Source organism: Amycolatopsis sp. QT-25, assembly GCF_029369745.1.
Taxonomy (GTDB): Bacteria; Actinomycetota; Actinomycetes; order Mycobacteriales; family Pseudonocardiaceae; genus Amycolatopsis.
The window spans coordinates 609,854-633,007 of sequence record NZ_CP120210.1 but is presented as its reverse complement, the minus strand read 5'-3'; the positions used below and the strand labels follow the sequence as shown (position 1 = coordinate 633,007).

At 67.1% G+C, this 23,154-nt stretch carries 16 protein-coding genes; 2 read left to right on the top strand and 14 right to left on the bottom strand.

Going from position 1 to position 23,154, the window contains the following annotated elements; genetic code table 11:
• Positions 1 to 1,164 (top strand): hypothetical protein, encoded by a 1,164-nt coding sequence (locus P3102_RS03135; protein WP_276366377.1) that lies wholly within the window; start codon positions 1 to 3, stop codon positions 1,162 to 1,164.
• A 9-nt stretch (positions 1,165 to 1,173) separates the two neighbouring features.
• Positions 1,174 to 2,610 carry a hypothetical protein gene (locus P3102_RS03130; RefSeq protein ID WP_276366375.1) on the top strand — a complete coding sequence of 479 codons (1,437 nt, stop codon included), beginning with the start codon at positions 1,174 to 1,176 and terminating at the stop codon, positions 2,608 to 2,610.
• Between the two features lie 4 nt (positions 2,611 to 2,614).
• On the opposite strand, the gene P3102_RS03125 is transcribed toward P3102_RS03130, so the two are convergent.
• The 14 genes from P3102_RS03125 to P3102_RS03060 form a co-directional block, all read right to left on the bottom strand.
• The gene (locus tag P3102_RS03125; RefSeq protein ID WP_276366373.1) at positions 2,615 to 3,115 is read right to left on the bottom strand and encodes a GNAT family N-acetyltransferase; all 501 of its coding nucleotides are present in this window, start codon (positions 3,113 to 3,115) and stop codon (positions 2,615 to 2,617) included.
• Between the two features lie 125 nt (positions 3,116 to 3,240).
• Complete coding sequence (locus P3102_RS03120; RefSeq protein ID WP_276366371.1) at positions 3,241 to 3,501, bottom strand: hypothetical protein; 261 nt, start codon at positions 3,499 to 3,501, stop codon at positions 3,241 to 3,243.
• Between the two features lie 711 nt (positions 3,502 to 4,212).
• The gene (locus P3102_RS03115; protein WP_276366369.1) at positions 4,213 to 8,124 is read right to left on the bottom strand and encodes a DNA-directed RNA polymerase subunit beta'; all 3,912 of its coding nucleotides are present in this window, start codon (positions 8,122 to 8,124) and stop codon (positions 4,213 to 4,215) included.
• Positions 8,125 to 8,213: 89 nt separating this feature from the next.
• Positions 8,214 to 11,714: a DNA-directed RNA polymerase subunit beta gene (locus tag P3102_RS03110; RefSeq protein WP_276366367.1), complete on the bottom strand. Its 3,501-nt coding sequence runs from the start codon at positions 11,712 to 11,714 to the stop codon at positions 8,214 to 8,216.
• Between the two features lie 1,164 nt (positions 11,715 to 12,878).
• The gene (locus P3102_RS03105) at positions 12,879 to 13,835 is read right to left on the bottom strand and encodes a hypothetical protein (RefSeq protein ID WP_276366366.1); all 957 of its coding nucleotides are present in this window, start codon (positions 13,833 to 13,835) and stop codon (positions 12,879 to 12,881) included.
• A 168-nt stretch (positions 13,836 to 14,003) separates the two neighbouring features.
• Positions 14,004 to 14,525 (bottom strand): hypothetical protein, encoded by a 522-nt coding sequence (locus tag P3102_RS03100; protein WP_276366364.1) that lies wholly within the window; start codon positions 14,523 to 14,525, stop codon positions 14,004 to 14,006.
• Positions 14,526 to 14,556: 31 nt separating this feature from the next.
• Entirely contained in the window at positions 14,557 to 15,822 is a 1,266-nt protein-coding gene (locus P3102_RS03095) for an MlaD family protein (protein WP_276366363.1), read from the bottom strand.
• Positions 15,822 to 17,021 (bottom strand): MCE family protein, encoded by a 1,200-nt coding sequence (locus P3102_RS03090; RefSeq protein WP_276366361.1) that lies wholly within the window; start codon positions 17,019 to 17,021, stop codon positions 15,822 to 15,824. Before P3102_RS03090 ends, P3102_RS03095 begins: the two co-directional genes overlap by 1 nt.
• Positions 17,021 to 18,199, bottom strand: coding sequence for an MCE family protein (locus P3102_RS03085; protein ID WP_276366360.1), 1,179 nt, complete (start codon positions 18,197 to 18,199; stop codon positions 17,021 to 17,023). Before P3102_RS03085 ends, P3102_RS03090 begins: the two co-directional genes overlap by 1 nt.
• A complete protein-coding gene (locus P3102_RS03080; protein ID WP_276366358.1) occupies positions 18,196 to 19,182 on the bottom strand; it encodes an MCE family protein in 987 nt (328 codons plus the stop codon). Before P3102_RS03080 ends, P3102_RS03085 begins: the two co-directional genes overlap by 4 nt.
• The gene (locus P3102_RS03075) at positions 19,179 to 20,210 is read right to left on the bottom strand and encodes an MCE family protein (RefSeq protein WP_276366357.1); all 1,032 of its coding nucleotides are present in this window, start codon (positions 20,208 to 20,210) and stop codon (positions 19,179 to 19,181) included. The genes P3102_RS03080 and P3102_RS03075 overlap by 4 nt, the downstream gene beginning before the upstream one ends.
• Positions 20,207 to 21,550 carry an MCE family protein gene (locus tag P3102_RS03070; RefSeq protein WP_276366355.1) on the bottom strand — a complete coding sequence of 448 codons (1,344 nt, stop codon included), beginning with the start codon at positions 21,548 to 21,550 and terminating at the stop codon, positions 20,207 to 20,209. The genes P3102_RS03075 and P3102_RS03070 overlap by 4 nt, the downstream gene beginning before the upstream one ends.
• A complete protein-coding gene (locus P3102_RS03065) occupies positions 21,547 to 22,383 on the bottom strand; it encodes an ABC transporter permease (RefSeq protein ID WP_276366352.1) in 837 nt (278 codons plus the stop codon). The genes P3102_RS03070 and P3102_RS03065 overlap by 4 nt, the downstream gene beginning before the upstream one ends.
• Positions 22,384 to 22,386: 3 nt before the next feature.
• Positions 22,387 to 23,139 (bottom strand): ABC transporter permease, encoded by a 753-nt coding sequence (locus P3102_RS03060; protein WP_276371603.1) that lies wholly within the window; start codon positions 23,137 to 23,139, stop codon positions 22,387 to 22,389.
• Between the last annotated feature and the right edge of the window lie 15 nt (positions 23,140 to 23,154).

Sequence of the window (23,154 nt, the reverse complement as noted above, 5' to 3'; positions counted from 1 at the left end):
ATGACCGACGAGAAGGCGAGTATCGCCGACGGCGTCAAGATCACGGGTGACGACAGCTTCGGCAAGAACGCGCTCGACGCGGTGAAGAAGGTGCCGATCGCGGGCAAGGGCGTCACCACCGTCGCCAACGCCTACGAGAAGTTCGGCGCCGCGCAAGGTTTCGGTGACCTCGCGGCAGCGGGCGGGCAGCTGGTGCAGGACGGCGCCGGGTTCATCGCGGGGGCGGGCGCGGACCTCGCGAGCTTCGTGCTCGACCCGGTCGGCTGGCTGGTCGGCAACGGACTGAACATCCTGATCGAGTTGATCCAGCCGCTGCAGGACGCGCTGCACTTCGTCACCGGCGACGGTCCGTCGCTCAAGACCGCGGCCGGCAACTTCGGCGCCATCGCCAAAGGTTTCGTCACGCTGGCCGACGACTTCGTCAAGACCGGCGACGAGTCCTTGAAGGACTGGGTGGGCGACGCGGGCGACGCCGCCCGGAACGCGCTCGGCGACTTCGCCGTCGGCATCAAGGGCATCGGCACCAGCGCCGGGACGGTGGCCGAGACCCTGCAGATGTGGTCGATGGTGATGACCGTCATCGAAGAGGTCGTCAAGGCGATCATCTCGGAACTGGTCACCTGGGCGATCTACATCTGGCTGCCCGCGCTGGCCGCCTCCGTCGTCAGCCTCGGCTCGTCGGTGGCCGCCGCGATGACCGCGACGATCGCCAAGGCCGCGAGCGCGATGGGCAAGATCACCAAGCACCTCGGCCGGCTCGGCAAGCTGCTCGACAAGTTCATGGGCTTCCTGCTCAAGTGGACGGACGACCTGGTCAAACAGGGTTCGAAGCTGACGAAGGCGGGCAAGGTCGGGATGACCCCTGGCCAGGAGAAGGCGATCGTCGGCGCGTTCGCCCAGGGTTCCGGGACCCAGCTGGGCACGTTCGGCGATGCCGCGAAGGACGCCCTCAAGGGCGTGCCGAACCAGGTGATCAAACAGGTGGTCGGGGTCAATCCCGCCGATCTGTCGAAGGGATCGGCCTACCAGGGCAAGGCGGCCTTCGACTTCGTGAACAAGGCCATCGACAACACCAGGACCACCACGACCGGGCAGGAGTACGGCCGCACCGGCGGTCACCACCGCGAAGAGGAGACCCGCGAGAATCTCGACATGGACCAGTAGGGTCGCCCGATGGATTATCAGCCGGCCGGGCCGTGGCTCATCGCCGGTGGATACACCCTGGCGCTGGCGCTGTTGCTGCTCGGCGGGCGCTTCGACGGACGGCGGCCCACGGCGGCGGCCGTCAGCTACGCGCTCTGCGGGATCCTCGTTTCCGAAACGTCGCTGTACTGGCTCTCGGCGGGATCCGGCAGTGCGGTGCCCGGCTGGCTCTGGTTCGCCTTCCCGCTGGTGATCGCGGCCTTGGCGGCGTGGCGGGGGTATCGGCGGAAGACGTGGACCGGCAGGCTCGACGCGTCCGGTGAGCCGAGCTTCGGCGTGCTCCCCCAGCGCGGAATCGCCGTCACCCATGCCTCTTCCGCGTCGATGGCGACCGCCGTCGAGTTCGCGCACAACGGGCATCGGTTGCTCGGGGTCGAGTACGGGCTCGGCGGCTCGACGGCGTTCCCCGGCTGGTCCAGGACAGCCGACCTGATCGATGGGACGTATGCCCTGATCCAGCTTCGGACCCCAGAGGTGCCGTCCGTGGTCATCACCCCGACCACGGGCGCCTTCGAGCCGGAGCGGTTCACGCCACTGGAGGACGCCCGCATCACCCGGAACACCGCCGGTGCACCGAAGCCGGACGCGCTGCTCCAGCGGTTCGAGACCGGTACGGAGTTCGACCGGCGGTTCACCGTGACGACGTCCGATCCGGAGTTCGCCAAGACCCTGCTCTCCCCCGGCGTTCGCGCGTTGCTGGAGGGCGACTCGTGGTTCCGGGTCCACGAAGTCGCCTTCCACGGCGGCTCGCTGTGGACCTCCGAAGCCGGGACGTTGACCGAAGAGACGATGTTCGCCGATTCCCGGCGTCTGGCCATATTGGCGTCCACAGTGGACTGGGAAGACGCCGATTTCCGTGCTGTCGCGGCGGCTTCCGACACCAGCGACACCGGATGGCTCGGCGGGCGGCGAGGCCCGCTCGCCGGAGTCCGCGGCCCGCTCAACCGGCGCCGGGAAGCGGCGGGCCGTCAGCCGCTGTCGTCGCTTTCACTGGTGGCGCGCACGGTCGCCACGGTCGCGCTGGTGCTGCCGGGGCTGGCGCTCGCGGTGAACTCGCTGACCGCGTTGACCGGGCTCGCCCCCGAAGCGCGGCTCACCGTGACCGCGACCCTGCGCGCGGAGGCCGGCACGCCGAGCTGCACCAGCTGCGGCAGCGGCAACCTGGTGGACGGCACCTACGAACTCGACGGCGGGACGCACGAGGTCAAGGACCTGCGGTGGATGTCGTTCGGGACGTTCCCGGAGCGGGGAGACGTCGTCGACATCGCCGTGACGCCGCTGTGGTGGCATCCGCTGATCGAGGGCAAGGACACCGGCATCATCCTGCTGCTGATCGGACTGGCCCCCGTCCTCACCGGCGCCCTCCTCGCCAAGGCGACCTTCAGCCCGCGGCCGCGGCGACTTTAGCGGGCTAAACGCGATCCGGCACCGTCTGGGCCAGGGACTTCGCGAAGTAGTGGTGTGCGTAGGGGTCGTCGTTGAAAGGCTCGACCGTCTCGTAGCCGAGGCGGGCGTACAGGGCCCTCGCCTCGACCAGGTCGTCGCGGGTGTCGAGGCGGATCAGCATGGCCCCAAGGCCGCGGGCGACGTCTTCGGCGGCGGCCACGAGCAGCGCCGCGCCACCTTTGCCGCGTTCGGACTTCCGCAGGAAGACGCGCTTGAGTTCGGCGATCCCGGGCGCGACGACCCTGAGCCCCGCGCAGCCGGCCAACACCCCGTCGCGCCGCGCGAGGAGGAAGGAACCGGTCGGCGGGACCATGTCCCGGCTGTGGTTCTCCTCGAGCAAGACGTCGAGCTCCTCGTCGGTGACCTGGCGCTCGTAGAAGCGGGAGGCGATCTCGTCCAGGTACTCACGCAGCAGCTGGGCGGCGTCCGGGTGATCGACGGGGGTGACTTCGAAGCTCCAGGTCATGGCTACATTCTGCCAACTCCGGCCACCGCTTTTCGCTCACCACCGGATCGCGATCAGGGGGCTGAACGCAAGTCGCCCCGCCCCCTGCGCCGGATCGCACTTAGCCCGCGAAAGTCGCTTCAGGCTTACGCGACCTCGCCGGGGTGGGTGGACGTCTCCGACCGCGACAGGCCGAAGCTCAAGGCCGTCTCGTGCCTGCCGGGCGGTCCTCCAAGGCGGGAGACGTCGAGGGCGTACGTCGTGAGCCACTTCCTGCGCTTGCCGTCCGCGCGCTGGGACGCCGTGAGGTTCTGGACCAGGTGGTTCTGGATCCCGTGCTCCTTGTCGGCGTAGGCACTGGTCGTGGAGCCGGGGTAGGTCACCGTGCCCACGGCCAGGACCGCCACCCTGGCGCCTGTCACCACTTGGGCGAGTTGGTTAGCATTCTTTCTCCCTGTTTTCGCCACCGAATAGCCGGGAATTCTGCTCTCCGCACAGGCGCGGACCAAAGAATGCAATCACCCGCCGGTTCGCGCAGAGAACCGCTGCGGCACTGCGAAAAGCGTCAGCACGCAAGGAACAGACGCCTTCGTGTCGGATACGCTGATTCAGTACGGCTCGACAACCCCGGATAGGTCAGAAATCCATACACAGCACGCTGTTCCGCTGCCACATATCAACTTGCTGACGCCGTACCAAGGCGACCAGGAATTGTACTCGTGAAGCCGCCGGAGTCGGATCGACCATTGAACCGAAGGGAAAATCCGACTGGGGAATGCGTGCGGGCCAACAGTGCCTACATGCTCAAGAGGTACGACTACAGCACGCCGTCGACCATTTCTTGCGCTGAGCCGCAGCCTCCCGGAGGAGAAGAGGAAGGCGGAGTACTTTCCGATCGTGGCGAAGGACCGGCTGTCCGCCCACGGGTATCGGCGATCCGCGGATCACCGGAAGGCACCCGTGCGTCTACCCTGCCAGATCGCGTTTAGCCCGCTGAACGCGTCAAGCGCCCTTCGGCGTCAGTTGTCTGCTCGCCGATGATGGGCGACTGAGTCACCCGGAAACGGGAATGGCCCCCGCCGGATCGGCGAGGGCCATTCCCGTGGAGTGCGCTTCGGTCAGCGGAAGTCGCGGCCGAAGTCGTAGTCGTCCAGCGGAACCGCGGCACCGGGGGTGGAGCCGAACACATCCGGGGTGTAGTAGCCGTCGTCGTAGGACGGGATCGCGTAAGCGGCGACCCGCGCCTCCTCGGTCGGCTGCACCTGGATGTTGCGGTACTTGTTGATGCCGGTACCGGCCGGGATCAGCTTACCGATGATCACGTTCTCCTTGAGGCCCACGAGCTTGTCCGAACGGCCGTTGATGGCCGCGTCGGTCAGGACACGCGTGGTCTCCTGGAACGAGGCCGCCGACAGCCACGAGTCCGTGGTCAGCGAGGCCTTCGTGATCCCCATCAGCACCGGGCGACCCGAGGCAGGCTCGCCGCCTTCGGCGACCGACGCCCGGTTCTTCGCCTCGAACTTGGTCCGCTCGGGCAGCTCGCCCGGGAGGAAGTCCGTGGCACCGGAGTCGATGATCGTCACCCGGCGCAGCATCTGCCGGACGATGACCTCGATGTGCTTGTCGTGGATCGACACACCCTGCGCCCGGTACACCTTCTGGACCTCGTCCACCAGGTGCATCTGCGCCTCGCGCGGCCCCATGACCCGCAAGACCTCGTGCGGGTCCGGCGTGCCCTCGAGCAGCTGCTGACCGACGTTGACGCGGTCACCGTCGCCCAGCGGGCCGCTCGGGGTGTTCGCGAGCCGCTGTCGCTTGGACAGCTTGTCGAAGACGATCTCTTCGCTGCCGTCGTCCGGGATCAGCGTGATCTTCCAGAACCGCTCGCTCTCCTCGATGCGCACCCGGCCATCGACGTCGGCGATCGGCGCCTTGCCCTTCGGGACACGGGCCTCGAACAGCTCCTGGACACGGGGCAGACCGGTCGTGATGTCGTCACCGGCGACACCACCCTGGTGGAACGTACGCATCGTCAGCTGCGTACCCGGCTCACCGATCGACTGGGCCGCGACGATACCCACGGCCTCGCCGACATCGACGAGCTGACCGGTCGCCATGGACCGGCCGTAGCAGGTGGCGCAGATACCGACGGCCGACTCGCAGGTCAGCACCGAACGCACCTTGACCTTGGCGATCCCGCTCGAGATGAGCTTGTCGATCGCCGGGTCACCGATGTCGTCACCGGCGTTGAGCACGACGTTGCCCTTGGCGTCGACCGCGTCGGTCGCCAGGTTCCGCGCGTACACGCTGGTCTCGACGTGCTGGTCGCGCAGGACCTTGCCGTCGCCGACGTCCTCACCGATCGGCATGTTGATGCCGCGGGTGGTGCCACAGTCGACCTCGCGGACGATGACGTCCTGCGACACGTCCACCAGACGACGGGTCAGGTAACCCGAGTCGGCGGTACGGAGCGCCGTGTCCGCCAGACCCTTACGGGCACCGTGCGTCGCGATGAAGTACTCCGCCACCGACAGGCCTTCACGGAAGTTGGCCTTGATCGGACGCGGGATGTACTCACCCTTCGGGTTCGACACCAGACCACGCATACCGGCCAGCGACCGGACCTGCGTCATGTTGCCCGCCGCGCCCGACTTCACGATCATCGCGATCGGGTTGTCGTCCGGCAGCGCCGTCTCCATGATCTTGTGGACCTCTTCGGTGGCCTGCGTCCACACCTTGACGAGCTCGTTGTTGCGCTCGGCGTGCGACAGCTGACCACGCTGGTACCGCTTCTCGACCTGGTCGGCCTTGCCTTCGTACTCGTCCAGAATGGCCTTCTTGCCGGTCGGCACGAGGACGTCGGAGATCGCGACCGTGACACCCGAACGGGTCGCCCAGTAGAAACCGGCGTCCTTCAGGCGGTCCAGGGTCTGCGCGACCTGGGTCATCGAGTAGCGCTCGGCGAGGTCGTTCACGATCGCGGCCTGACGCTTCTTCGGCATCGGCTCGTTGATGAACGGGTAGTCCGCCGGGAGCAGCTCGTTGAACAGCACGCGGCCCAGGGTGGTCTCGGCCAGCCAAGCCTTGCCCGGCTCCCAGCCCTTCTCCGCGAGCGCCGCTTCGTCGGCCTTGGCGGGCTGACGGTCGGTGATGCGGATCTTGACCGGGGCGTGCAGGCTCAGCGCCTTGCGGTCGTACGCCATGATCGCTTCGGCCGGCGAGGAGTACGCGAAGCCCGCGCCCTCGGCCTTTTCGTTCAGGCGGGTCAGGTGGAACAGACCGGTCACCATGTCCAGTCGCGGCATGGCGAGCGGGCGGCCCGACGCCGGCGAAAGGATGTTGTTCGCCGACAGCATCAGGATGCGAGCCTCGGCCTGCGCCTCCGCGGACAGCGGGAGGTGCACGGCCATCTGGTCACCGTCGAAGTCCGCGTTGAACGCTTCACAGACCAGCGGGTGCAGCTGGATGGCCTTGCCTTCGACCAGCTGCGGCTCGAAGGCCTGGATACCGAGGCGGTGCAGGGTCGGCGCACGGTTCAGCATCACCGGGTGGCCGGTGATGACCTCTTCGAGCACGTCCCACACCTGCGGCCGCGAGCGCTCCACCATCCGCTTGGCGGACTTGATGTTCTGCGCGTGGTTCAGGTCGACCAGCCGCTTCATGACGAACGGCTTGAACAGCTCCAGCGCCATGTCCTTCGGCAGACCGCACTGGTGCAGCTTCAGCTGCGGGCCGACGATGATGACCGAACGGCCCGAGTAGTCGACACGCTTGCCGAGCAGGTTCTGGCGGAACCGGCCCTGCTTGCCCTTGAGCAGGTCGGACAGCGACTTCAGCGGACGGTTACCGGGACCGGTGACCGGGCGGCCGCGGCGGCCGTTGTCGAACAGCGCGTCGACGGCCTCCTGCAGCATCCGCTTCTCGTTGTTGACGATGATCTCGGGCGCGCCGAGGTCGATCAGCCGCTTCAACCGGTTGTTCCGGTTGATGACGCGGCGGTAGAGGTCGTTCAGGTCGGAGGTGGCGAACCGGCCACCGTCGAGCTGGACCATCGGGCGCAGGTCCGGCGGGATCACCGGGACGGCGTCGAGCACCATGCCGCGCGGGTCGTTGCCGGTGGCCTGGAAGGCCGCGACGACCTTGAGCCGCTTCAGCGCGCGGAGCTTCTTCTGCCCCTTGCCGTTGCGGATGGTGTCGCGCAGGTTGTCGGCCTCGGCCGCGACGTCGAACTCGGTGGCCAGCTTCTGGATGGCCTCCGCGCCCATGCCGCCGGTGAAGTACTCGCCGTAGCGGTCGACGAGCTCGCGGTAGAGCAGCTCGTCGGCGATCAGCTGACGCACGTCGAGCTTGGTGAAGGTCGTCCAGACCTCCTCGAGACGGTCCAGCTCGCGACCGGCGCGGTCACGCAGCTGACGCATCTCGCGCTCGCCGCCTTCCTTGACCTTGCGGCGGACGTCGGACTTGGCGCCCTCCGCCTCCAGCTCGGCCAGGTCGGCTTCCAGCTTCTGCGCCCGTGCCTCGATGTCCGCGTCACGCTTGGTCTCGAGGTTCTTGCGCTCGACGCCGATCTCGTTCTCCAGCGTCGGCAGGTCGTTGTGCCGCAGCTCGGTGTTCACACCGGTGATCACGTAGGCCGCGAAATAGATGATCTTCTCGAGGTCCTTCGGCGCCAGGTCGAGCAGGTAGCCCAGGCGGGAGGGAACACCCTTGAAGTACCAGATGTGGGTGACGGGAGCGGCCAGCTCGATGTGGCCCATCCGCTCACGGCGCACCTTGGCGCGGGTGACCTCGACGCCACAGCGCTCGCAGATGATGCCCTTGAAGCGGACTCGCTTGTACTTACCGCAGTAGCACTCCCAGTCCCGGGTCGGGCCGAAGATCTTCTCGCAGAAGAGGCCGTCCTTCTCGGGCTTGAGCGTCCGGTAGTTGATGGTCTCCGGCTTCTTCACCTCGCCGAAGGACCACTGACGAATGTCGTCGGCGGTGGCGAGGCCGATGCGGAGCTCATCGAAGAAGTTGACGTCCAGCACGTCTTTGCATCCCCTTGGGGTTGGGTCGACTAGAGGGGTTGGCGGTCGAGGCGGGGCCCACGGGAGGCAGGCCCCGCCTCGGACAGCCGTCAGTGCACGACGTCGTCCACCGAGGGCGACTCGTTGCGGGACAGGTTGATGCCGAGGTTGGCCGCGGCGCGCTCGAGGTCCTCGTCGTCGGAGTCGCGCATCTCGATCGCGGCGCCGTCGCTGGACAGCACCTCGACGTTGAGGCAGAGCGACTGGAGCTCCTTCAGGAGCACCTTGAACGACTCGGGGATACCCGGCTCGGGGATGTTCTCCCCCTTGACGATGGCCTCGTACACCTTGACGCGGCCGACCACGTCGTCCGACTTGATCGTCAGGAGTTCCTGCAGGGTGTATGCGGCGCCGTACGCCTGCATCGCCCAGCACTCCATCTCGCCGAACCGCTGGCCACCGAACTGCGCCTTACCACCCAGCGGCTGCTGCGTGATCATCGAGTACGGACCGGTGGACCGGGCGTGGATCTTGTCGTCGACCAGGTGGTGCAGCTTCAGGATGTACATGTAGCCGACGGCGACCGGGTACGGGTACGGCTCGCCGGAGCGGCCGTCCAGCAGCATGGCCTTGCCGTTCTGCTTGACCATGCGCTCACCGTCGCGGTTCGGCTTGGTGGCGCCGAGCAGGCCGGTCAGCTCGTCTTCCTTGGCACCGTCGAACACCGGGGTGGCGGTGTTCGTGCCGGGGTCGACGTCGTACAGCTCCTCGTTGAGGTTCTTCGCCCAATCCGGGGCGCCTTCGATCTTCCAACCCTGCGAAGCCAGCCAGCCCAGGTGAAGCTCCAGGACCTGGCCGATGTTCATACGACGCGGGACACCGTGGGTGTTCAGGATGATGTCGACGGGCGTGCCGTCCTCCATGAACGGCATGTCCTCGGCGGGGAGGATCTTGCCGATGACGCCCTTGTTCCCGTGGCGACCGGCGAGCTTGTCGCCCGGCTGGATCTTCCGCTTCTGGGCCACGTAGACGCGGACCAGTTCGTTGACGCCCGGGGGCAGCTCGTCGTCGTCCTCGCGCGAGAACACGCGGATGCCGATGACCTTGCCGGTCTCGCCGTGCGGCACCTTCAGCGAGGTGTCGCGGACTTCGCGGGCTTTCTCCCCGAAGATCGCGCGGAGCAGGCGCTCTTCCGGGGTCAGCTCGGTCTCACCCTTGGGCGTGACCTTGCCGACCAGGATGTCGCCGTCGCGAACCTCGGCACCGATGCGGATGATGCCGCGCTCGTCGAGGTCGGCCAGGACTTCTTCGGAGACGTTCGGGATGTCCCGGGTGATCTCCTCGGCGCCCAGCTTGGTGTCGCGGGCGTCGATCTCGTGCTCCTCGATGTGGATCGACGTGAGCACGTCGTCCTGCACCATGCGCTCGGAGAGGATGATCGCGTCTTCGTAGTTGTGGCCTTCCCATGGCATGACCGCCACGAGCAGGTTCTTGCCGAGTGCCACCTCGCCGTTCTCGGTGGACGGGCCATCGGCGATGACCTGACCCTGTTCGACCCGGTCACCCTCGTTCACGATCGGGCGGTGGTTGAAGCAGGTGCCGTGGTTCGAGCGGCGGAACTTGTAGAGGCTGTAGCTCTTGCGCGTCCCGTCGTCGTGCATGATCGTGACCAGGTCGGCGGAGAGTTCCTCGACCACGCCCGACTGCTCGGCGATCACCATGTCGCCGGAGTCGATCGCGGCGCGCAACTCCATGCCGGTGCCCACCAGCGGCGCCTGACTGCGCAGCAGCGGCACCGCCTGACGCTGCATGTTCGCGCCCATCAGCGCGCGGTTCGCGTCGTCGTGCTCGAGGAACGGGATCATCGCCGTGGCGACCGACACCATCTGGCGCGGCGACACGTCCATGTAGTCCACGTCGAGCGGGTCGATCAGCTCGACCTCACCGCCCTTCTTGCGGACCAGGACCCGGTCTTCGACGAAGGTGCCGTCGTCGGTGATCGGCGCGTTCGCCTGCGCCTTGACGAACCGGTCTTCCTCATCCGCGGTCAGGTAGTCGACCTGGTCGGTGACCCGGCCCTCGACGACCTTGCGGTACGGCGTCTCGATGAAGCCGAACGGGTTGACCCGCGCGTACGAGCAGAGCGAGCCGATCAGGCCGATGTTCGGGCCTTCCGGCGTCTCGATCGGGCACATGCGGCCGTAGTGCGACGGGTGGACGTCGCGGACCTCCATGCCGGCGCGCTCACGGGACAGACCACCGGGGCCGAGGGCCGACAGACGCCGCTTGTGCGTCAGGCCGTCGATCGGGTTGGTCTGCTGCATGAACTGCGACAGTTGCGAAGTACCGAAGAACTCCTTGATCGCCGCCACGACGGGACGGATGTTGATCAGGGTCTGCGGCGTGATCGCCTCGACGTCCTGGGTGGTCATCCGCTCACGGACGACGCGCTCCATCCGGGACAGACCCACGCGGATCTGGTTCTGGATGAGCTCGCCGACGGTGCGGAGACGACGGTTGCCGAAGTGGTCGATGTCGTCGGTCTCGACCGGGATGGTCTGGTCGCCGACGGTCGCCTTGTCCTCGCCCGCGTGCAGGCGGACCAGGTACTCGATCGTCGAGACGATGTCCTCTTCGGTCAGCGTCCCGGTGTCGTACGGCGTGGTCAAGCCGAGCTTCTTGTTCAGCTTGTACCGGCCGACCTTGGCCAGGTCGTAGCGCTTCGGCTTGAAGAACAGGTTCTCCAGCAGCGTCTGCGCGCTCTCCTTGGTGGGCGGTTCGCCCGGACGCAGCTTGCGGTAGATGTCGAGCAGCGCCTCGTCGGTGCCGGCGGTGTGGTCCTTCTCGAGGGTGGCGAGCAGCGTCTCGGAAAAGGAGAAGCGCTCGCGGATCGCCTCGGTGGTCCAGCCGAGCGCCTTCAGCAGCACGGTGACCGGCTGGCGGCGCTTGCGGTCGATGCGGACGCCGACGGTGTCACGCTTGTCGACGTCGAACTCCAGCCAGGCACCCCGGCTCGGGATGACGCGGACGGTGAAGACGTCCTTGTCGGTGGTCTTGTCGACGCTGGTGTCGAAGTACACACCCGGCGAACGGACCAGCTGGGACACGACGACACGCTCGGTGCCGTTGATGACGAAGGTGCCCTTGTCGGTCATCACCGGGAAGTCACCCATGAAGACCGTCTGGCTCTTGATCTCGCCGGTGTTGTTGTTCACGAACTCGGCGGTCACGAACAGCGGGGCCGCGTACGTCATGTCCTTGTCCTTGCACTCCTCGACGGAGGCCTTGACCTCGTCGAAGCGCGGGTCGGAGAAGGACAGCGACATGGATCCGGAGAAGTCTTCGATCGGCGAGATCTCGTTGAGGACCTCTTCCAGGCCGCCGACCGGGTTTTCTTCACCTTCTTCGACGCGGTGTTCGAACCACGCTTCGTCGCCGGTGAACCATTCGAAAGACCTGATCTGCACGTCGAGCAGGTTCGGAGTGGTGAGCGGCTCGCGAATCTTTGCGAAGGAGACCCGCTTGGGGGCTCCCGGGATTCCCGTGGACTCCGAACGAGATACAGCCGAGGTGGTCGCAGCAGTGGCCTGGTTCGCGGGAGAGACTGCCAAGATGCGTCCTTCCGGGGACAATGAGCGGTGAGCAGCCGCGTCAGCAACAGCTGATGCGGTCTGTCAAGGGTGCCGTGTGCCCACTATCCTAACTACCGGCTCCGGGCAGCCTGAAAGAGGGCAGCGCAAAGAAGCAGTCTAGCCCGAACGTCGCGGTCTGTCCAGGGGGCGCTCCCGATGGGGCCCAGCCTGCAACGCGACGTCTTCAGGTATGCCTCTCCTCGGCCTTCCCGGACCGTCCCTCCCGCAAGGGCACCGCCGGTTCTCACCGTTGCCAGTAAGCGTGACCCCACAGGGGCTCTGAGTCAAGATGCCGCGCGGTGGTCCCGCCGGTTGGCGCAGCGCCGAAGAAGCTCCGGGGCGGGCGCTTCACAGGATGATCATCCTGGTTACCGTCCGGTATGCGCAGGTGGCGCCGTCGAGGCGCCGACCTGCGTTTAGCGGGCTAAACGCGATCTTGCCCTGGCGACGTTTCGGAGGGTCACCGGGTAAGGATCGGGGATGGTTCGGGCGTTTCGGGGTGTGTGGCGGTTGTGACCGGTGAGTCGGCTGGTGCGGCGCACAGGGAGGTGCGGAGATCGCGTTTAGGGGGCTGAACGCGACGCGTCCCGGGCGGCCGCGGCGGAGAGGCGGCCGGGGTGACCCTCGGGACGTCGGGCTTCGGCTTGGGGCCTTGCCCACCCCCAGGCTTGAACTTCTCGGGCGCGATTCGGGTCGTCAGCGCCACGAATCTGTCCGGTACCTACTGCGGGCAGGCAGGAACGCCGCCTCAAGCTTGAGCACCACAGCGACAACGTGTGAAGGCACCCTCCCCCAACTCAGCCGAGCAACCGCGATCTTCACATCATCCCCTGTACATGAAGGCCCCCATCCTTGCGCCTAGGTACAGGAAGGGGGCCTTCATGTACTCCAGCCACCCGTCATCACGCAAAGAAGCGCCCAGGTACCCCAGAGGACCTCCTCAGCACCCAGATCGCCACTCACGACCGCCCGGCGGAGCGCGTTTAGCCCGCTAAACGCGCTCTGGAGCGAGGGAGGGGGGAGCCGGAAAGCCGTGAAGGCCTCCTTGAGGGACCCAGAGTCCCTCAAGGAGGCCTTCACAGGACAGGTGGGCGCCGGGTGGCGGCGGAGCGCGTTTAGCGGGCTAAACGCGCTCCGGGGGCGCTACTTGGAGGGGGCCGGGGAAGCGGGGGCCGAGGAGGCGGCTGGGTTGGGCGGAGCGGCGTAGGTGTTCATCGCCGTGATCTTCCACTTGTCGCCCTGCAGTTCCGCGTTCAAGTGCAGCTGCGCGCTGCCGGCGGTGGTCTTGTTCGTGTCGGCCCGCGTCGAACTCTGGTCGACGAACACCATCACGTCGGCCCGGTCGCCTTCCAGCCGGATGACGGCGCTGCGGGTGACCTTGCAGGTCACGACCATCTTCTGCTGCGGCGCCAGCCGCTTGACCTCGCCCATCAGCAGGTTGTACTTCGCCCGCACCTCGTCGTTGACCAGCAGGTCGCCGGCCGCAGTCTCGGTCTTCGCGATGTTGTTGTAGTCGTACGAGAACAGCGCCTCGGTGGCTTTCGCGACCTGGTCCTTGACCTGCGCGGTCTTCGCGACGTCCAGCAACGCCGTGTTGTTCGTCGAGCCGGACACCTCGTCGGCTTGGATCTTGAAGAACACGGCGCTCGCGGCCAGCAGAAGTCCGACGACGACCAGCGCGCCCGCCAGGATCAGCTGACGAGAGCCTGCCTTCTTCTCGGCAGGCTCTGAAGTTTCATCGACCTCGGTAGCGGCCTCGTCTTCGAGGTCGTCCGGCTTCGCCTGGGCGGCCTCACGCGCCTTCGCGCGCGGGCTCGGCTTCGCGACAACCTCAGCTTCGGGAGCCTCTTCGAGCTCTTCAGGAACCTCGACAGCAGGGACCTCGGCTTCAACGCCCTCGGGAGCAGCGGGCTCGGGAGCAGCGGGCTCGACAGCAACGGGCTCGACAGCAACGGGCTCGACAGCAACGGGCTCGGCCTCAGCGGGCTCGGGTTCGACCTCGGCTTCGGGCTGAGGTTCAGGCGCGGGCGCAGGACGCGGAGCGGGCCGCGGAGACGGACGGCGGACCGGCGCCGGCTTCGCCACCGGCGTCTCCGACACTTCCGAGACCTCCGAGACCTCCGCAGCAGGGACCTCCGAAGAGGCGGGGCCAGGAGACGCGGCGGGCCGTCGCAGACCGGCCACCCGGGGGCGGCGCACCGGCGGAGTGCTGCGAGGGGGCTGGCGACGGGAGGGAGGCACTACGAGGCTCCGTTCTAGGTGACGCTCTTACTGACCGGCCGCGACGAGGGGCACGTTGTCGATCCCGGACAGCTTCCACTCATCGCCCACCCGGGTCATCGAGACCTCGAGGCGCAACGCCTTCGAGCTCGCCTTGTCGCCCTGGGTGACCTGGGTGGAGATGGCGGCGAGGAAGCTCGCCTTGCCTTCGTGGTCGTCGAGTTCCTCGACCGCGATGTCCTGGATGGTGGTCACGACCTTGGTCTTCGCGTCACCGAGTGCCTTGCGATAGGTCGGTTCCAGCTGCTTCAGCTGCTCCGCCATCTTGTCGTCGGAGACGGCCTTCTGCCGCTCGAAGAAGTCATTGAGGTTCTCGAAGTCGACCTCGGTATACGCCTTGATCGCGGTACCACCGGCCTTGATCACCTCGTCTCGCGAACGCGCGAGGTCGGCGTTGTCGTCGGCCTCGGCCACGGCCCACATGACACCGAAGATCACCGCGGCGACGAAGGCGGCCAGCGCGAACGCCGCCGCCCCCAGGACGAGGGTCCGCGATCGAGAAGAACTCATGACACTCCAGGGTAGGTACAGGGTCTCGGGCTCAGCCGGGCAGGCCCAGCAGCGTGCCGAGGGTGGGCAGGCTGACCCCCGGGCTCCGCAGGACGCTCGGCATGCCCTGCGCCGCGCGCAGGGTGGCCAGTTCCTCGGCCGAGCGGCCGGCGTTCGCCGCGACGTCGCCTTCCGACGGGATCTGCGGGACGCCGTTGTACGGCACGTTCTGCGAACCGCGCACGTTGATCGGGCTGCCCTTCGGCTCGGCGCAGTACGCGTCGTCCTTCGGCGGGCGAGGCGTCGTGTCGGTGCCTTCGCGGTACTTGTCGAGGCCGATGTAGCCCTTGGTGCACGAGGGCGGGTTGAACAGGTTGAGCGCGAGGCCCAGGTGCGCGGTGCCGTCGTTGGCGACGCTGTTCGCGCCCGCGGCCAGCATCGGGTAGGTCACCAGTCCCTGTTCGAGCCCGTCGAGCCGGGTCACCAGCAGATTCGACGTCGTGAGCAGGTTCGCCGTCAGCGCGCCCAGCCCGGGACCGGATTCGGCGAGCACCGAGCTGATCTGGTCCGCCACCTGCGGGGTGATCCCGATCAGCTTCCGGATGTCGGCGTCGGAGTTCTTCAGCGTGCTGGAGAGCTTGTTGAGGTCCGCGCTGAACGACTTCATCGAGCTCGCCATGTCGTTCTGCGTTTCGAGGACCTGCCCGCCCTTCTCCAGCAGCTGGATGGTCTGCGGCAGGTATTCCTGCGCGGTCGCGGTGAAGCTCCGCGCGGTGTCGAGCAGCCGCTGCAGGTCCGCGCCGGTGCCGTTGAAGGCGTTGTACGACTCGTCGACGACCTTGCGCAGCGAATCGGTCGGCACCGACGCCGCGAGGCTGTCGAGGTCACCGATGAGCTGCTCGGTGGGCACCGGGGTCTTGACCTTGTCGGCCGGGATGACCGAACCCGACTTCAGGAACGGCCCCTGCTCGCCCTTCGGCCGCAGGTCGACGAACTGTTCACCGACGGCCGACCGGTTCGCGACCACGGCGTCCAGCGCGGCGGGCACCGGTGGGGCGTCCGGGGCGATGTCGAGGTCGGCTTCCAGGCCGGTCTTGGTGAGGCGCAGCTCCCCGACCCGGCCGATGTTGAAGCCGCGGTAGGTGACCTCCGCGTTCTGGAAGATGCCGCCGGACTGCTTGAGTTGCAGCTTCACCGTGTAGCCCTCGTCGCCGAAGACCTGGCCGAGTCCGGCGAACCGGATCAGCGCGTACACGATGGCGACCACGGAGATGATCGCGAAGGCGACCAGCTGGATCTTCGTCCTACGGACCAGCATCAGCCGGCACCTCCCGACAGCAAACCGAAGATCCCGGCGAGTCCGGTCTGTTGCGGCTGCCCGCCGCCCTGCGGCGCGCCCACCTGGCCACCGGCGACCCCGCCGACGCTGTCCGGGATCGGCAGCGGCGGATTCGCCCCCGGCCCCTCCGTCCCGCCGGTCAGTCCCGGCACCGGGACGACGTCCTGAAGCGGGTTCTGGCGGCTGCGGCCGAGGTTCTTGAGGATCTCGTTCAGATTCAGGTCGACCTTCGCGAACAGGTTGAAGTAGTCGCCCTTGACCCCCTCGTAGGCGGCGTCGCTGAACGGGAAGGTCAACAGGATCTCCAGCGCCTTGGGCAGATCCGACCCCGCCTCGCCGAGCTTCCGCAGCGTCGGCTGCAACGCCTTGAGGTCGGCGACGAGGTCTTCCTTGCTCTTGTTCACCGTGTCGACGGCGACCCCGGAGAGGTGGTTGAGCGCGTTCAGCATGGTCACCAGCTGGCCGCGCTGCTGCTCCAGTACGCCGAGGCCGGGGCCGAGGTTGTCGACCGCGCCGACCAGCTTGTCCTTCTGGCCGTTCAGCGTCAGCGAGAGCCGGTTCAGCCCGTCGAGCGCCCGCGTGATGTTCGCGGACTGCTTGTCCAGGTTCGTCACCAGCTCGTTGGCGTTGTTCAGCAGCGCCTTGAGCTCCGGCGAACGGCCGGTGGTGGCGTTGTTGAGTTCCTTGGTGATGGTGTTGAGCTGTTCCACCCCGCCGCCGTTGAGCAGCAGGGAAAGCGCGCCGAGCAGTTCCTCGACCTCGACGCTGCGGTTCGTGCGGGCCAGCGGGATCACGGCGTTGTCGGCGAGTCGGCCCTGCCGGTCGGCGGGCGCGGCCAGCTCGACGTACTTCTCACCGAGGAGGCTCGACTGCTTGACGTTGGCCAGCGCGTTCGCCGGCAGCTTCACGTCGCCGTTGACCCGGAGGGTGACTTCGGCGTTCCAGCCGTCCTGGGTCAGCCCGATCGCTTCGACACGGCCGATGGCGACCTCGTTGACCTTCACCCCGGCTTGCGGCGTCAGGTCGAGGACGTCCCGGAACTGCACCTTGACCGTGTACGGGTGGTCGCCGAGTTCGGCGCCGCCCGGCAGCGGGACGTCGTAGATGCCGCTGAACCCGCAGCCGCTCAACGTGAGCGCGGCGACGGTTCCGACAGCGAGGAGAGCGAGGGTTTTCATCACTTCGCCGCCGTTCCGTAGAGCTGACCGGCGATCGGCAGCGGAAGCGGCGGCAGCTGGCCCGCCTGCGAGGACTGGATCACCTGCGCGATCGACGGCAACGGCACCAGCCCGTCGACCAGTCCGGCGATCCCCTTGCACGCGTCGCCGAGCACGTCGAGCGCGTCCGGGGTCTGCTTGAGCAGGTTGCACACCATCACCAGCGGCGGCTGGGTGAGCTCGTTGAGGTTGGCCCGCGCGTCGAGCGTGCCCGAGGAGGCGTTGTAGGTGTTGACCAGGTTCCCGAGGCCGACCGGGGCGACGTCGAGGATCTCGGCGAGCGCGCCGCGCTGGTCCACGAGCACCTTGGTCACGCTGGCCAGTTTGTCCACATTGGACTTGAGCCGGTCGCGGTTCTTCTCGACGAACGCCTGCACCGCGGTGAGCGTGTCGGACAGTTGCTTCACCGTGGCCGCGAGGTTTTCCCGCTCCCCCGCGAGGAATCCGCTGACGTCGGCGAGCTGCCGCTCGAAGTCGCGGACCTGCGAGTCGCTGTTCGCCAGCGTCTGCGAGAAGGAGCCGAGGTTTTCGACGGTCTTGAACAGGTCACCGGAGTTCCCGGACAACGTGCCCGCGGCCTGGCCGAGTTTCGTGATCGTGTCGTGCAGCGCCTTCCCGTTGCCGTCGAAGTTCTTCGCGGCGGTGTCGAGCAGGTTCGACAGCGAACCGTTCTTGTTGGCGCCGTTGGGCCCGAGCGACCGGCTGACCCGGGAGAGGCTGGCGGCGAGCTCGTCGACTTCCAGGGGGACCTCGGTGCGGTCGAGCCCGATGACGGCGCCGTCGGCGATCCGCGGGCCGCCCTGGTAAGCCGGGGCCAGCTGCACGTAGCGGTCGCTGACCAGCGACGGCGACACGATGATCGCCTTGGCGTCGGCGGGCACCGCCACCGAACGGTCGTATTCGAGATCGACGCGGACCCGGTCACCCATCGGCTGGATCTTGGTGACCGTGCCCATGTCGACGCCGAGCATGCGGACGCTGTTGCCCTCGTAGAGGCCGACGGTGCCGGCGAAGTACGCGGTCACGTGGTTGCGGCCGGCGTCCTTGAGCGTCCACCACAGCGCGCCGGCGACGACCAGCGCGAGCACGATCGCGATGGTGAAGCCACGCGCGAGACCGGCGGAGAGACGGGTACTCATTTCTCGTAGCACCCCTTGTCGTTGATCGGGCCGAACGACGGCAGGACCAGTCCGCAGATGTAGTTGTCGAACCAGCGGCCACTGCCGATCGTGTTCGTGAACACCCGGATGAACGGCGCGAACCGCGCGATGCCCTGGCCGAGGGCGTCCTGGTTGCGCTGCAGCATCGAGGTCAGCTGGTCGAGCTGGGCGAGCACCGGGTCGAGCTGCGCGTCGTTGTCGTCGACCAGGCCCTTGAGCTGGGTGGCGAGGTCGCGCGAGCCGTCCAGCAGCGCGGAGATCGCCTCCTTGCGGCGGGACACCTCGCCGAGCAGCTTGTTGCCGTCGGCCAGGAGCTTCTGGAACTCGGCGTCACGGTCGACGAGCGTCTGCGAGACCTGCCGCGTGTTCGCGAGCAGGCTCGACAGCTGCGAGTCACGCTTGGCGATGGTGTCCGAGAGACGGGAAAGGCCGTTCAGGGCACCCTTCACGTCGGCCGGCGTGTCGGCGAAGGTCTCCGTGATGACGTCGAAGCTCTTCGCCAGCTGCGTCGTGTCGATGTCGTCGACGGTCTGCGAAAGCCCGCGGAAAGCGTCGAGGACGTCGAACGGCGACGCCGTGCGCTCGCGCGGGATGGTCGCGCTCGGATCGAGCGTGCGCTGCCCCTGCGGGTCGAGCGCCAGGTACTTCTGGCCGAGCACGGTCTTGATCTTGATCGCCGCGCTGGTCTTGTCGCCGAGCCAGGCGTCCTTGACCTTGAACGAGATCCGGACCTTGTCCCCGTCGAGCTCGATCTCGGAGACCTTGCCGACCTTCACCCCGGCGACCCGGACGTCGTTGTCCTCCTGCAGGCCGGAAGCTTCGGTGAAGTCCGCGCTGTAGGTCGTCCCGCCACCGATGACCGGCAGGTCTTCGGAATTGAGGGCGGCGGTGAAACCGAGCAGCAGCACCGAGATGCCCACCAGTGCGATCGGGATCGGGTTGCGTTTCCGGAACGACTTCATGCCGTGCACCTCGCCCGGTTCACCGGCAGCAGCGGCAGGTTGATCGGTTCGTTGATCAGCGGAGGCAGGGCGACGGCTCCCGTCAGCTCACAAGCGAAGAAGTTGAACCAGGAGCCGTAGTCGGCCGTGCGGGTCAGCGCCGTCACCTTCTGCGGCATGAACTGGATGAAGTGCTCGACGATCGGCTCGCTGTCGTTGAGGTTCTTCGTCAACGTGCCGAGCGCGGCGATGTCCTGCTTGAGCGGCTCACGGGCCTCCCCGAGCAGGCCGGACGTGGTCTGGGCGAGGGTGCCGAGCGACTCGATGGCGTCACCGATCGGCTCCCGGTCCGCGGCCAGCCCGGAGACCAGCTGCTGCAGCTTGACGATCAGGTCGTTCACCTGCGGCGTGTGCGCGTTGACCGTTTCGAGCACCGAGTTCAGGTTGTCGATGACCTCACCGATCACCTTGTCCTTGTCGGAGATCGTGGTGGCCAGCGACGCGGTGTGCTTCAGCAGGCTCTCGATCGTGCCGCCCTCGCCCTGCAGGACCTGGATGACCTCGTAGGACAGCTTGTTGATGTCGTCCGGGTCGAGCGCGGTGAACAGCGGTTTGAACCCGTTGAACAGCTGCGTCAGGTCGAGCGCGGGCGTGGTCCGCTCCAGCGGGATGTTGCCGCCGGGCTCCAGGTTCTTCCCGGACGAGTCGGTGCCCTGGCCGAGCGAGACGTAGCGCTGGCCGACCAGATTCCGGAACTTGATCTGCGCGGTGACCCCGGCGGGCAGCTTGCGACCGGCGTCCACCTCGAACTCGACCTCGGCCTGGCGCCGGTCGACGATGCGGACGTCCTTGACCTGCCCCACCCTGACACCGGCGATGCGGACGTCGTCGTTGGGCAGCAACAGGGTCGCGTCGCTGAACCGTGCCTTGTAGGCGTTGGTGCTGGTGGTGTTCACGTTGGCGATGCTGATGCCGAGGATCGTCGTGAACAGCACGGTGACGACGATGAAGGCGCAGAGCTTGATCAGCGGAGCGAGTAATCCCCTCACTGGAGGTGCACCTCCGCCCCGCGATAGAGCGGCCCCACCAGCAGCGAGCCCCAACCGGGCACGTCCGAAGCGGACATGCCGACCTGCGGGGCCACCAGCTGCGCGAGGAAGTCCGACTCGGCCGCGCTGTACGACGGGCTACCGCCGGGCGCTCCGCCACCATTGCCGTTGTAGCCGCTGTAGTTCGCGAAGCCGTTCGACGGCGAGAGACCGTCGTTCGCCGACCGCGCCGGCGCCTTGACCGTGCTGCCGTCCTTGATCGGGCCGTCCGGCGGGTACTGCGGGAACGGATCCGGGAACTGCTTCAGGTCGTAACAGCGCGGACCACGTTTGTCTTCGAACCGCGGCTCGTCCTTGCCCGGCAGGTACGGCCCGCGGTTGACGGTGATCTCGATGGTCGCGTGCAGGCCGGGCCGGTTCGTGCCCTTGCCGAGGGCCTTGTCGATCTTCGGCAGGTTGGCCGCCATCTGCCCGATCACGCACGGGTACTCCGGCGCGTACTTCGCCAGCAGCTCCGCCGTCGGGCGGGCGGTGTCGGCGAGCCGGATCAGGTTGTCGGCGTTGTTCCGCAGGAAGGTCTGAAGGTCGACCGAAGCCTGGGTGACGCTGCCGTAAAGGTTCGTGAGGTTCATCTTCTGGTCCACCACGGTGCGGGTGGTGGTGCTCAGGTTGTCCAAGGTCTGCACCAGATCCGGGGCGACGGCGTCGAGGTTGTCCGAGAACTTCGCGAGTTCCTTCAGGTTCTGCTGGAGCTTGGGCTCGTGCGGGTTCAGTTCACCGACGTAGCTGCCGAGCTGCGCGAGGGTGTCGCCGAGCTGGTCTCCCCGGCCGTTGAGCGCGCCTGCGATCGCCGAAAGCGTGCTCGACAGTTTCTGCGGCTGGACGGCCTGCAACACCGGCATCAGATGTGCGAAGGCCTGCTCCAGCTCGACAGCGCCGGACGTGCGGTCCTGGGTGATCACGTCACCCTCGGCGATCGTCTCGGCCGAAGGCTCGTCCGGGATCTCGAGGGAAACGAAACGCTCACCGAACAACGTCTTCGGCAGGAATCGCGCGGAAACGTTCTGGGGGATCAGTTTCGCGGACTCCGGATTCAGCGCGAGCGTGAGTTCCGCGCCGTCCGGGGTCGCGGCGATCTCCTTCACCGAACCGACGATCAGGCCGCGGACCTTCACGTCGGACTGCCTCAGCAACTGGTTCCCGATGTTGCCCGACTGGAGCTTCACGCTCACCACGGGGGTGAACGCCCGCTGGTACAGCGCGATGCTCAGCGCCACTCCGCCGATGAGCACGGCGACGAGCAACAGGCCGAGAAGCCTGCGCCGGACTGTCGCGATCATCCTGCGATCCTCACCGTGACGTCGGTTCCCCAGATCGCGAAACCGATGAAGAAGTTCATGATGGACACCGTGACGATGCTCAGCCGGACCGCCTTGCCGACCGCCACGCCGACACCGGCGGGGCCGCCGGAGGCCCGGTAACCGAAATAACAATGCGACAGGATGATCAAGACGCTGAACAACAGCACCTTGATGAACGAATACAGCACATCCTGCGGTGGCAGGAACAGATCGAAGTAATGGTCGTAGGTACCCGCCGACTGGTCGTAGATGTAGATAACGACCAACCGGGACGCGAGATACGAACTCAGCAGGCCGATGACGTACAGCGGGATGACCGCGACGAAACCGGCGATGATCCGCGTGGTCACCAGATACGGCAGGCTCGGCACGCCCATGACTTCGAGCGCGTCGATCTCCTCCGAGATCCGCATGGCGCCGAGCTGGGCGGTGAATCCGGCGCCGACCGTCGCCGAAAGCGCGAGACCGGCGACCAGCGGGGCGATCTCGCGGGTGTTGAAGAACGCGGTCAGGAAGCCGGTGAAGGCCGAAGTGCCGATCGAGTTCAGCGCCGAATAGCCCTGAAGACCGACGAGGACACCGGTGAAGAGCGTCAGGCCGACCATCACGCCGACCGTGCCGCCGATGACCGCGAGCGAGCCGGAACCGAAGCTCACCTCGGCCAGCAGCCGCAGGACTTCTTTCATGTACCGGCGAAGCGTCCTCGGCGTCCACAGCAACGCGCGGCCGTAGAACGACATCTGGTCGCCGAGGTTGTCCAAAGTCCGCAGTGGACGGTTGGCGACCCCCTTGGCGCGAGTGAGGAAGGTCATGCGTCAGTCCAGCTTTCCGGGCACGATCTGCAGGTAGATCAGCGTGATCACGAAGTTCACCACGAACAGCATGAGGAACGTGATGACGACCGACTGGTTCACCGCGTCCCCGACGCCCTTCGGGCCGCCGGACGGGTGCAGTCCCCGGTAGGAGGCGACGACCGCGGCGATGAAGCCGAAGATCAGCGCCTTCAGCTCGCCGACCCACAGGTCCGGCAGCTGGGCCAGCGCGGAGAAGCTCGCCAGGTACGCGCCCGGCGTCCCGCCCTGGAGGACGACGTTGAAGAAGTACCCGCCGAGCACGCCGATGACGCTGACCATGCCGTTCAGCAGGAGCGCCACCAGCATCATGGCGAGCACGCGCGGCACGATCAGCCGCTGCACCGCGGAGACACCGAGCACCTCCATGGCGTCGATCTCTTCGCGGATGGTCCGCGCGCCGATGTCGGCGCAGACGGCGCTACCGCCGGCGCCGGCGACCAGCAGCGCCGTGACCAGCGGACTGGCCTGCTGCACGGTGGCGAGCACCGACCCGGCGCCCGTGTAGGACTGGGCGCCGAGCTGGCGGGCGAGCGAACCGAACTGCAGCGAGATGACCGCGCCGAACGGGATCGCGACGAGCGCCGTCGGCAGGATCGTGACGCTCGCGATGAACCAGGCCTGCTGGATGAACTCCCGCAGCTGGAACGGGCGCTGGAAGATGCCACGAACGATGTCGAGGCCGAGAGCGAACAGGTTCCCGGTCTCGCGCAACATGCCGATCCCGGGGAT

Coding starts and splice junctions, on each gene's coding strand:
- P3102_RS03130 (WP_276366375.1), top strand. CDS start 1,174: ATGGATTATCAGCCGGCCGGGCCGTGGCTCATCGCCGGTGGATACACC.
- P3102_RS03125 (WP_276366373.1), bottom strand. CDS start 3,115: ATGACCTGGAGCTTCGAAGTCACCCCCGTCGATCACCCGGACGCCGCC.
- P3102_RS03090 (WP_276366361.1), bottom strand. CDS start 17,021: ATGAAAACCCTCGCTCTCCTCGCTGTCGGAACCGTCGCCGCGCTCACG.
- P3102_RS03065 (WP_276366352.1), bottom strand. CDS start 22,383: ATGACCTTCCTCACTCGCGCCAAGGGGGTCGCCAACCGTCCACTGCGG.
- P3102_RS03060 (WP_276371603.1), bottom strand. CDS start 23,139: ATGTTGCGCGAGACCGGGAACCTGTTCGCTCTCGGCCTCGACATCGTT.
- P3102_RS03080 (WP_276366358.1), bottom strand. CDS start 19,182: ATGAAGTCGTTCCGGAAACGCAACCCGATCCCGATCGCACTGGTGGGC.
- P3102_RS03095 (WP_276366363.1), bottom strand. CDS start 15,822: ATGCTGGTCCGTAGGACGAAGATCCAGCTGGTCGCCTTCGCGATCATC.
- P3102_RS03135 (WP_276366377.1), top strand. CDS start 1: ATGACCGACGAGAAGGCGAGTATCGCCGACGGCGTCAAGATCACGGGT.
- P3102_RS03070 (WP_276366355.1), bottom strand. CDS start 21,550: ATGATCGCGACAGTCCGGCGCAGGCTTCTCGGCCTGTTGCTCGTCGCC.
- P3102_RS03100 (WP_276366364.1), bottom strand. CDS start 14,525: ATGAGTTCTTCTCGATCGCGGACCCTCGTCCTGGGGGCGGCGGCGTTC.
- P3102_RS03085 (WP_276366360.1), bottom strand. CDS start 18,199: ATGAGTACCCGTCTCTCCGCCGGTCTCGCGCGTGGCTTCACCATCGCG.